Source organism: Trabulsiella odontotermitis (assembly GCF_001297775.1).
Classification (GTDB): domain Bacteria; phylum Pseudomonadota; class Gammaproteobacteria; order Enterobacterales; family Enterobacteriaceae; genus Trabulsiella; species Trabulsiella odontotermitis.
The window spans coordinates 1-11,938 of the sequence record NZ_LIFX01000021.1 but is presented as its reverse complement, the minus strand read 5'-3'; the positions used below and the strand labels follow the sequence as shown (position 1 = coordinate 11,938).

Genomic DNA, 11,938 nt, shown 5'->3' with positions numbered 1-11,938 from the left:
CCGTAACGGTAATGCTGAACGGCACCGCGTATACGGCAGTGACGGATGCCTCCGGTAACTGGACGCTGACCGTACCGGCAGCGGATCTGGCAGGCCTCGGCGAAGCGGATTACACGCTGACTGCCAGTGCCACCAACAGCACCGGTAACAGCACCAGCACCACCGCGAACCTGCTGGTGGATGCCGCGGCACCGGTCATTACTATCAACACACTGGCGGTCGATGACATCCTCAATGCCACCGAAGCACAGGCCGATCTGACAGTCAGCGGCATGACCACCGCACAGGCCGGTCAGACGGTGACTGTGACGATTGGCGGCAACACATATACTGCACTGGTGCAGGCGGACGGCAGCTGGAGCATCACTGTTCCGGCAAACGACGTCGCGGCCCTGACTGACGGTAACACCGTCATCACAGCCAGCGTTAACGACATCGCCGGTAACCCGGCGTCTGCCAGCCATAACCTGACGGTGGACACCGCAGCACCGGTTGTGACGATTAACACCGTCGCCGGTGACGACATCCTGAACACCACCGAACACGGCCAGGCACAGGTCATCAGCGGCTCGGCAACCAATGCCGCTGCGGGCGACACCGTGACGGTGACCCTGAACGGTAACAGCTACACTACCGTGATTGATGCCAGCGGTAACTGGAGCGTCGGCGTTCCGGCGGCCGATGTGACTGCCCTGAATGACGGTACCAGCACCATCAGCGTGACCGTCACCACGGCGGCCGGTAACAGCGGCTCGGCGACGCACGATGTTAACGTTGACCAGAATCCGGTCTCCGTTAGCATCAACAGCGTCACGGCGGATGACATCATCAACGCCGCGGAAACAGGCGCGGATCTGGTGCTGTCCGGCTCCACCGTTAACGTGGAAGCGGGTCAGACTGTCACCATTATCTTTAACGGCCAGACCATAACTGCCGTCGTAGACAGCAACGGCGACTGGTCATACACCGTACCTTCGGCTGATCTGGCGAACCTGACGGCAGGCAGTGCCCGCGTTCAGGTTAACGTCAGCAATGCCAGCGGTAACAGCGCGTCAGCCGAACATAACTACAGTGTGGACACTGACGCGCCGGTCATCACTATTAACACGCTGGCGACCGACGACATCCTGAACGCTGCCGAAGCGCAGGCGGATCTGGTGATCACCGGGACCAGCACGGCCGAAGCCGGGCAGACCGTCACCATCACGCTGAACGGTAACACCTATACCGCACAGGTTCAGGCCAACGGTAGCTGGAGCGTCACCGTTCCGGCGGGCGATGTAGCAGCACTGACCGACGGCACCGCCGTCATCACTGCCAGCGTTAACGATGTTGCGGGCAACCCGGCGTCGGCCAGCCATAACCTGACGGTGGATATCACCGCGCCAGTGGTCACCATCAATGCCGTTGCGGTTGACGATATCGTTAATAACGACGAACAGCTGGCGGGGCAAACCATCAGCGGGACCACCACGGCGGAGCCGGGGCAGACGGTCACCGTGACCTTTAACGGGCATACCTATCTGGCGACGGTGGACAGCACCGGCAACTGGTCGGTACTTGTTTCGGCGAATGATTTTGCGGGGCTGGTGGATGGACAGTACACCATCACGGCAACCGTGAATGACCTCGCGGGTAACACCGGCAACAGCAGCCACAACGTGACGCTGAATGGCGATGCACCGACCATTACGGTGGACACCCTGAGCGTGGATGACATCATCAACGCTGCCGAGCACGGCGCACCGCTGACCATCAGCGGGACGACGACGGCGCCAGCGGGTCAGACGGTCACCATTACGTTGAACGGCAACACTTACACCGCCACGGTGCAGAGCAACGGTCAGTGGAGCTTCATCGTGAGCAGCACCGACGTTGCCGCGCTGGCGGATGGCACCGCGTATACGGTGCATGCGGAAGTCAGCAACACCATTGGCAACAGCGCCAGTGATGATCACGTTGTTAACGTCGATCTGACGTCACCGGCACAGGTCATCACCATCGTGTCGGTACAGAATGATACCGGCCTGAGCACCACGGATTTCGTCACCAGCGATAACCAGATCGTGCTGGACGGTTCACTCTCGGCGCAACTCGCCAGCGGTGAAACCGCGCAGATCAGCCTCGACGGCGGCGTGACCTGGATTGACCTGACCGTGAACGGCACCAGCTGGACCTTCAGCGACGGACGTACGCTGGCGGATGGTTCGTATCAGTACATGGTCCGGGTGATTGATAATGCGGGTAACGTCGGCGCGGTCAGCAGTCAGACCGTGGTGGTGGATACCACGCTGCCAGTGATCACGCTGATTTCTGTGGATTCGGTGTCGCAGGACACCGGTCTGTCGACAAGCGATTTCATCACCTACGACAACCAGATCACCCTGCAGGGCTCGCTGAACGCGGCGCTGGCCAGCGGTGAACACGTTCAGATCAGCATCGATGGCGGTCTCACCTGGATTGATGTCAGCGTGAACGGTCAGGGCTGGACCTGGGTTGATGGTCGTACCCTGGCCGATGGCGATTACCTCTATCAGTTGCGGGTGATCGACGACGCGGGCAACATCAGCGCGACCACCAGTCAGACGGTAACTGTTGATACGCAGGTACCGGATGCCAGCAAAACCATCGCCTTTGACAGCATCAGCGATGACAGCGGTCTGAGCAGCAGCGACTTCATCACCAACGACTCCTCGCTGAGCCTGCAGGGCTCGCTGGGTGCCACCTTGTCTCCGGGCGAAATCGTACAGATTAGCCTTGATGGCGGTGCCACCTGGCAGAGCGTGACGGTAATTGGCAACAACTGGTTCTTTGATGATGGTCGTACGCTGGCCGATGGCACATATGACTACTGGGTGCGGGTGATTGATACGGCGGGCAACGTTGGCGCGACGGCACACCAGCAGGTCACGGTTGATCTGGTGGCGCCGGATAGCGCGATTACCGTCAGCATTGACAGTATCTCCACCGACAGCGGCTATAGCGACAGCGACTTCCTGACTAACGATTCGTCGCTGACCATCACCGGCTCCATCGGTGCGCCGTTGAGCGCTGGCGACCAGGTGCAGATCAGTACCGATAACGGCCTGACCTGGCAGAACGTCATCATGAATGGCAACAACTGGTCGTTCGTTGATTCACGCACCCTGACGGATGGCGATCATACTTATCAGGTACGCGTTGTTGACATCGCAGGGAATGCCGGTGCAACGACACAGCAGGTGGTGACCGTTGACCTGACGCCATCCACCACGACGGCGACCATTGTCAGCTATACCGATGACGTGGCCTCTTCTCGCGGTGAGTTTGCTTCCGGCACGACCACGGACGATCGCATGCCGGTACTGAACGGTACGCTGTCCACCGGTCTGCAGACAGGCGAGCTGGTCCGCATTTACAGCGCCGACGGCACGCTGCTCGGCGAAGCAGATGTTAACGGTACCGACTGGACATACCAACTGAACGAAGCGCTGGTCGACGGTCAGAAGGGCGAGTTCTACGCGGTGGTGGTTGATGCCGCCGGTAACGAAGGCGCACCGTCGCCAGTGTTTGATTTCACCGTGGATCTGCAGATGTTTGCAGATGCGCAGAACACGCTGGATACCACGCCAATCATCACCGGGAGCGTTGATTTCGAGATCCTCACCGGCGAATACGTGGAAGTGACGATCAACAACGTGGTGTACAGCTCCCGTACCGGTGCCGTGGTCATTGACCCGTTAAACAGCACCTGGTATGTGCAGATCCCTGACAGTGATGCGCTGGCGCTGGGCACTTACGATGTCAAAGCGGTGCTCTATAAAGCGGACGGCACGCAGATCACGGCGGATGACACCACCGGTGAGCTGACGGTATCGTCGACGCCATCCATTACCTTTACGTCATCAGCGGCGTCGTCTGACGATACCGGTACGGCGCTGACGCTGGGTGAAGATGGTACGTGGCGAATCCTGAGTAACTCGACCGTGTTTACGCAGAATGCGTCCGACTCGACCACCTTAGGGTCGTTTGATTCGGTGGCGATCAGTGGTCCGGATGAGCAGCAGCAGTCGTCGTTTATCGACTTCGACCGCGATGGCCTGATGGATATTCTGGGGGCGGATACTGACTATGCGAACGGCCAGCAGTCGTTCAAATATAACGAAGACGGTACCTACACCTCCTTCCAGGTGGGGGCGTACGGTGAATCGGGTCAGACCAACGATCCTAACGGTAACATCTACGGCTGGTACGGCGGTGCGATGGGTATCGATATCGACGGCGATGGCTATGTTGATATGGTCTATGGTGACGAAACGCCGAACGATGAAGAAACGCGCGGCGGCTATGACTCCAGTTTCGTCATGAACACCGACGGGACCATTGCTGGTTTCGATAAGACGGGCACCTATGTCAACAGCAGTACCTCGCAGGATGGCACCGCCGCGACCAACACTGGTAACGCAACGCCAGACCGTGAGGTATCGGGTGTCGACCTGAACAACGATGGTTATGTTGATATCACCTATCACGGTACGTCAGGGTCGAACGCCACCTCGGGCGGCGGTAGCAGCACGTCGAGTTCTCGTATGGTGGTGGTGACCAACGGTGTTGATGCGAATGGCAACATGACGCTGACCAACACCCAGGTGGTGACCGACGTGTTCAACGGTGATAGCGCCACGGATAACTACTACACCACCATGACCTGGTCCGATCTTAACGGCGACGGTTATATGGATCTGTTCGTGGCCGGGTTAACCGGTAAGGGCAACGCCACCAGTGCCATCTTCTATAACGATGGTAACGGGAACTTAACGGCGGCGACCAATGGCGTGGGTACCGGGTCGAATGTGCAGACGCTGGGCGACAGCGTGAACAGTATGACTTCGCTGGCGGTGGACTGGAACGGCGACGGCAAGATGGATCTCATCGAAATTGCCGGTGCGGCAGGTTCGACGGCGACCAATAACGCCAGCAACGTCGGTCTGCTGTGGACCAACAACGGCACGGACAGCGGTACCGGCCAGGTTAACTGGACCTCGCAAACGCTGATCACCAACGCCAACCAGGGCAGCTCCAACTTTACCACCGGTGCGCTGGCGCTGGACCTTGATTACGATGGTGACAAAGATCTGGTGATGTTCCGTGCCGCAGGCGGTAAGACGGAATACATCGAGAACACCAACACCATCAGTAACGGTACCAGCATCATCCTGCGTATTTCAGACGCGAACGGTATCAACGCCTTCTATGGCAACACGGTACTGCTCATTGATGAAAGCACAGGCAAGGTGGTCGGTTCGCAGGTGATTAACGCCCAGGGCGGTGTGAACATGAACGACTCGTCCGGACTTGTCTACTTCTACGGCCTGGATGCGAGCAAATCATACAGCGCAGTATTGCTGACCAGCGACGGTAACTACGGTGGCGTGTCTTCGGCAACGTTCGATTCCGGGACCACAAATACGGTTGATAACGTCAACGCCTCGTGGGGCGGTCTGAAAGCGGTTGAGAAGAACCACGCCTACACGCTGACCGCGGAAGACGGCGCGTCGGCAACGGACAGCGCGCTGGCGGCCACTGACGGTACCAACGCTATCGGTATTGTGGGGACAGGCTACAACGATACGCTGAACGCCACCGCAGGGACGCACATCTATAACGGCGGTGGCGGTAGTACCCGGGTTTCCGATGCTGACGTCTGGACGTCAGAGGGCGGTACGGACATCGTTGACTACAAACTGGCAGGCAGCACGTCGCTGAACATCGATCTGAGCAACACGGCGATGCAGAGCACCGGGTTCGGTAATGCGCAGTTCGTGAATGTCGAAGGGATCGCCGGGGGTAACGGTAACGATGTCTTTACCGGCAGTACCTCGGATAACTTCTTCGAAGGTCGCGGCGGCAACGATACCTTTAACATCGGTAACGGTGGCCAGGATACGCTGCTGTACAAACTGCTTAACCCGGCAGACGCCGCAGGCGGCAACGGCAGTGACGTGGTGAACGGCTTTACCATCGGGACCTGGGAAGGGACCGCGGATACCGACCGTATCGACCTGCGTGAACTGCTGTCTGACAGCGGCTACACCGGCACGGCCAGCGCGACTTACGTGAACAGCGTCGCCACGCTGGACCCGAGTGCGGGTAACATCACCGACTACATTCGTGTGGTGCAGAACGGCAGCAACACTGAGATCCAGGTGGATATGGATGGCGCGTCCGGTAACTTCTCGGCGACCACGGTGGTCACCCTGAACGGCGTCCAGACCGATCTTGCCACCCTGTTGGCAAACCATCAGTTGCTGGTGATATAACCCTGACGCCGGGGGAATTTATTCCCCCGGCATATATCATGCTAAATAACCACTAGAATAAACAGAGGCTATGTGGCCTGTGTTTATTCATGCGCAGACATCGTATGAATCCCATTTCAAATACAAATAACGTTTTTCCAGTACAGCGTCATCACGCAGAACAGGAACGTAACTCTATGAACGCAAACCCGCAATATGAGCCCTGGCTTCAGGCAATGATTAGCGTTGCGCAATATTATCGCCTCGACTTTTCTCAGGAACATGTTCGGGTGACGATTAATTATGAAGGTCAGTCACCTCGCGAGCTGGTATTAAAAGATATGGCGCGGCAGCTTGGCCTTGGGCTGCGCCGTGTCCGGGCGAAAGTCTCTTATCTTGATCCGTGGCGATTACCGCTGATCGCGGAATTCGACGGCGGGCAGATCGCGGTGATTAATCGCATGGACAGCGAGGGCAATATCAGCCTGCAGTTCAGCGGTGATGAAGGGCTGGAAACCGTGCTGACGCGTGATGAATTAGGCTCGCGCATCAAAACGTTATTTATCCTGCGCCCGCTGGAATCCACCCCCGACGCGCGTGTGGATGATTATATTAAGCCGTATAAGAAAAGCTGGTTCTGGCGACTGGCGTTAAAAGACTGGTATCGCTATATCGATATTATGGTCGTCGCGCTGGTGGCGAACGTGCTGGCGCTGTCCGGCATGATCTTTTCCATGCAGGTGTATGACCGCGTGGTGCCATCGCAATCGGAAAACACGCTGTGGGTGTTATTCGGCGGGGTGATGCTGGCGATCCTGTTTGAATTCATTATGCGTATGCTGCGGGTCTATATTTCCGACGTGATCGGTAAACGCGCGGATCTGCGTATCTCTGAACGGGTATTTGCCCACGCGCTGCGAATTAAAAACGGCGCCCGTTCAAAATCCACCGGCTCGTTTATTTCACAAATTCGCGAACTGGAAGCGGTGCGGGAATTGATCACCTCGACCAGTATTGCGGCGATTTCCGATCTGCCGTTCTTCCTGCTGTTTGTCTTCATTCTGTGGATGGTTGGCGGCCCGCTGGTGCTGGTCGTGTTAGCGGCAGTGCCGTTGTTGCTCATTCCAGGCATGCTGGTGCAGCGCCCGCTGGCGCGACTGTCAACAGAAGGGATGCGCGAATCCGCTATCCGCAACGCGACGCTGGTCGAAGCGGTGCAGGGGATTGAAGACATCAAGCTGATGCGCGCTGAACAGCGTTTCCAGAATCAATGGAATAACACCAACTTTGTGGCGGCTGACGTGAGCATGCGCCAGCGTTGGCTGACCGGCATGCTGCTGACGTGGACGCAGGAAGTGCAGTCGATTGTCTACGCCGTGGTGCTGCTGGTGGGGTGCTATCTGGTGATTAGCGGCGACATGACCACCGGTGCGCTGGTCGGGACCTCGATCCTCGCGTCGCGCACCATCGCGCCGCTGTCGCAGATCTCCGGTGTGCTGTCACGCTGGCAGTCAGCAAAAGTGGCGTTGCAGGGGCTTGATGATCTTATGCAGCGTCCGATTGACGAGCCGCAGCGCGGTAAAAAAGTGCATAAAGCGCATCTGCGCGGCCACTATCAACTGGAGAACGTCAGCTTTTACTACGATGAAGAAGAGAAGCTGAACGTGCTGACGATTCCGGCGCTGACCATCAACGCGGGCGAACGCGTGGCGGTGCTCGGGCGCAACGGCTCTGGGAAAAGTACGCTGTTGCAGGTGCTGGCCGGAATGCAGGAGCCGCAGCAGGGTTCCGTGCTGCTCGACAGCATTGCCCTTAATCATCTTGACCCGGCCGATGTGCGCCGCGATATGCAGTTGCTGAGCCAGCAGGCCCGCCTGTTCTTCGGTTCGATCCACGACAACATCACGTTAGGTAACCCGACGGCGACCGACGACGATATTCAGCAGGCACTGGCGATAAGCGGCGCGCTGGATTTCGTGCGCAGGCAAAAAACGGGGCTGAACTATGTGATCAGCGAAGGCGGCGCGGGCTTGTCCGGCGGCCAGCGCCAGGCACTGTTGCTGGCGCGCGCGATCCTGACATCGCCCAATATTTTACTGCTCGATGAACCCACCGCCTGGCTGGATGAGATTGGCGAGCAGCAGTTTATTCACCACCTCAAACAGTGGCTTGGCACGCACCGTACGATGGTGGTCGCCACGCATCGTCTGCCGATCCTTGAACTGGTCGACCGGATTATCGTGCTGGACAACGGCCGCATTGTGATGGATGGCCCGCGTGAGGCGATCCTCAATAAGCATGGTTTAACCCCCGACAGTAATGTGTCGATGATGAAAACCCCGTCAGCGAATGTCGCGCAGGGGAGATCGTAAAATGAGCGAAATGAATCGTTTTAACAGTCGTCTGAGCGAACCAAGCCTGCCGCGTTCGTCGCTGGTGGCGTGGTTTTTATTTATCACGCTGGCGGCGTTTGTCGCCTGGGCGAACATGTTTCACCTTGACGAAGTGACCACCGGTACCGGCAAAGTGGTGCCGTCATCCCATGAGCAGGAGATCCAGTCGCTGGAAGGCGGCATTATCTACAAGCTGATGGTGCGTGAAGGGGATATCGTCGAAAAAGGTCAGCAACTGGCGCAACTTGACCGCACCAAAACCGAATCCAGCGTGCTGGAAAGTGAATCCAAACTGCATGCCACCATGGCCACGGCGGCGCGGCTTAACGCCGAAGTGAACGATACCTTGTTGGTATTTCCGCCGGAACTGGCGAATGAGACGGCGTTGATTGAGCAGGAAACCGCGCTGTACAAGTCCCGCCGCGACAGTCTGGAAAAAGGCATGTCGGGTCTGGAGGAGGGCATTCTGCTGGTGCAGCGTGAGCTGTCGCTTACCGAGCCGCTGATCAAACAGGGCGCGGCCAGCAATGTTGACGTGCTGCGTCTCCAGCGGCAGAAAAACGAGCTGGAGAATAAAATCGCCGAGATGAAAAACCAGTATTACGTGCGGGCGCGCGAAGAGCTGGCGCATGCCAATGCGGAAGTCGAAGCGGAACGTTCGGTCATGCGCGGACGTGAGGACTCACTCACCCGTCTGACCTTCACCGCACCGGTGCGCGGCATTGTGAAAGACATTGATGTCACCACCGTTGGCGGCGTTATCCCGCCCGGCGGCAAGCTGATGAGCCTGGTGCCGCTGGATGATCAGATCCTGATTGAAACGAAAATTCTGCCGCGTGACGTGGCGTTCATCCACCCCGGCCAGAAAGCGCTGGTGAAAGTGACGGCGTACGATTACTCGATTTACGGCGGCATTAACGGCGTGGTGACGTTGATTTCGCCGGACACCATTCAGGATGAGGTTAAACGCGACGTCTATTTTTACCGGGTCTACATTCGCACCGACAGCAACCAACTGGTCAACAAGCAGGAAAAAACATTCCCGGTATTTCCCGGCATGATCGCAACGGTCGATATTAAAACGGGGAATAAAACGATTCTGCAGTATCTGCTGAAACCGCTGAACAAAGCGAAAGAGGCGCTGCGGGAACGATAGAGCGGGGGGGGGCTTAATACCCCGGCAGGCATCCGTGTCGCCGGGGATATTAACGGAGGGCTTTCGCCGCCCCGGTCCAGGAAAGGAACTCGGTATATCCTTCATACTTCAGGCTGCAGATGCGTTAGCGCCTTCCTGCAACCCGAATTATTCAGGGTATTTAAATACAGTAATTAGAACGTTTTCTTGAAGTTCAGCATCATCCCCTTATCGCTGATGCCGTCCTCCTTCCAGTGGAACGCGTCAAGCTGCAGGGCACTGCTTTCGCCGCTGTACTTCACGCCCACCGTCGCGAGACTGTTAACGCCGCCGCCGCTCTGGCCGTCGTCCACCGCAAAGCGCTGGCTTCCGGCACCCGCCAGTGTCGCACTGCGCTGGCTCTTCGAATAGCTCAGGTTCGGGCCGCCTTCCAGGGTGGCGCTCGCTCCCCAGCCATCTTTCCCGGCATAATCCAGCTTCATCCCGACGATACTGTCCACCGCCGTTTCACTGCCGCTGTTCATGTTCAGGTTGAAGTCTCCGGCGTTACGCTCCTGATAACCGTCTTCCAGCGTATGGCGCAGTTTGACACCCGCATACGGGGTGACGGTCAGCGCCTCGCTCAGTTCAAACGTCTTCGCCCCTTCGCTGCGGAACTCCAGATACTGCTGTTTCGCGCTGCTGTCAGCGGTCTTGTTGGTGTCGCCGTAGGAAACAGAGCGGTTGCTGTCGAGGTTATGCACGTCATAACGCAGGGCGTTGTTCCAGCTCAGGCCGTTGTCAAACGCCATCTGATGCTTCAGACCGAAGAACTGGCTGTAGCCGCCGGTGATGCCGTTGTTACCGGCACTCTGGCTGCCGCTGCCATCAAGGCGCGCGATACCGTACTCCATCGTCAGGTTCTGGCTGTCCGTGAGGGCGAGTTTCTGACGCAGGGCCATCATGTCGTAGTCGGTGTTTTTACCGAGTTCGGCACGCGGGTCGCCTTTCGCCACCACGTTGAATGCCAGACCGCTGCTCACCTGCGGTGCCGCGTCGGCCAGCATGTCAAAGCGGTTGCCCAGCATCCGTGCTTCACGGAACACGTTCGTTGCCTGGCTGCCGCTCACCTGTTTCAGGGCGCTGTTGAGCTCTGCGGTGCTGCCGACGTTGAGGCTGCTGTACAGTTCATTGCTGGTGTAACCCGCGTCCAGCGCGGTCGCCACGCTGCTGACCGAACTGTCGGTTGCCACATCGGCATAGGCGTTTTTGGTCATGGTGACGTCCACGTTGCCCTGGGCATCAGTGCTGCCCTGCGCGTTCCACACCACCGAGGTGGAGGTGATGGCGTCCGCGTCGGTCAGGTTGCTGCCCTGCACCACGTTGTCGAAAGTCATGGTGGTGGCCGACGTGCCGGAGGTGAAACCGGTGTTGACGCTGACGCCGTCCATGCTGGCATTGCTGACCATCAGTTGCCCGGCACTGCCGTCAGCGTTGGTGCCGACCACGTAACCGTTCAGGCTGTTGCTGTTGTCGTGGCTGTAGTAGTGCACTTCGCTGGCGTTGCCGTCATTGCCGTTCAGCCCTTCGATGGTGGCGGAGTCCTGGGCAATCAGGCCGGAGCCGGTGACATCATCAGCGATATACACGGTGCCGTTGTTGACCACATGGCCGTTCGCACCGGCCTTGCTGAAGGCATACGAGTTGTCGGCATAAATATTGATGGTGCCGTTGTTCTCAATCACCGCGTCTTCGGTGGCGTCAGCCCCCAGCTGCATACCGATAAGCCCGGAGTCACTGCCGCCCTCGGTGCCGAGGTTAATGGTGCCGTTGTTGACTGCCTGGTTACTGCCGCCCACGTACATCGCCACGGATTTGTTGCCGCTGATGTTAATGGTGCCGTCGTTCTGCGCTGAGTAGCCGCTGCCCCCCATTTTGACGCCCCAGCCGTTGTTGCCGCTGAAGTTGAGCGTGGCGCCCTGCTGGTTCCAGAAGAAGGCATCAGTGGCTGAGCCTTCTGACACAATACCGTCAGCCACCCCGGTGACATTCATGGTTCCGGCGTTAATCACCTGGGCATTGCCGTTGAACCGCAGTGGCTTGCTGCTCTGTGCGGCGGTGAACTCCAGGGTCCCGGTGTTAATCAGCGAGGC

General features: G+C 58.2%; 4 protein-coding genes and 1 pseudogene. 4 read left to right on the top strand and 1 reads right to left on the bottom strand.

The window, feature by feature from the left end; all coding sequences use genetic code 11:
• The 4 genes and pseudogenes from AOY23_RS23340 to AOY23_RS21055 all read left to right on the top strand — a co-directional run.
• Window positions 1–3,236: pseudogene (locus tag AOY23_RS23340) on the top strand (Ig-like domain-containing protein); the annotation flags it as partial.
• A gap of 99 nt (window positions 3,237–3,335) precedes the next feature.
• The gene (locus tag AOY23_RS23335; RefSeq protein WP_471540687.1) at window positions 3,336–6,299 is read left to right on the top strand and encodes a beta strand repeat-containing protein; all 2,964 of its coding nucleotides are present in this window, start codon (window positions 3,336–3,338) and stop codon (window positions 6,297–6,299) included.
• A 176-nt stretch (window positions 6,300–6,475) separates the two neighbouring features.
• Window positions 6,476–8,650 (top strand): type I secretion system permease/ATPase, encoded by a 2,175-nt coding sequence (locus AOY23_RS21060; RefSeq protein WP_054181200.1) that lies wholly within the window; start codon window positions 6,476–6,478, stop codon window positions 8,648–8,650.
• 1 nt (window position 8,651) lies between these two features.
• On the top strand, window positions 8,652–9,827 hold the full coding sequence (locus AOY23_RS21055; protein ID WP_054181201.1) for an HlyD family type I secretion periplasmic adaptor subunit: 1,176 nt from the start codon (window positions 8,652–8,654) through the stop codon (window positions 9,825–9,827).
• Window positions 9,828–10,000: 173 nt separating this feature from the next.
• Here the strand turns inward: AOY23_RS21055 and AOY23_RS21050 are convergent.
• Window positions 10,001–11,938 (bottom strand): autotransporter outer membrane beta-barrel domain-containing protein (locus tag AOY23_RS21050; protein WP_152958516.1); only part of this gene is annotated, 1,938 nt, incomplete at its 5' end.

Coding starts and splice junctions, on each gene's coding strand:
- AOY23_RS21060 (WP_054181200.1), top strand. CDS start 6,476: ATGAACGCAAACCCGCAATATGAGCCCTGGCTTCAGGCAATGATTAGC.
- AOY23_RS21055 (WP_054181201.1), top strand. CDS start 8,652: ATGAGCGAAATGAATCGTTTTAACAGTCGTCTGAGCGAACCAAGCCTG.
- AOY23_RS23335 (WP_471540687.1), top strand. CDS start 3,336: ATGCCGGTACTGAACGGTACGCTGTCCACCGGTCTGCAGACAGGCGAG.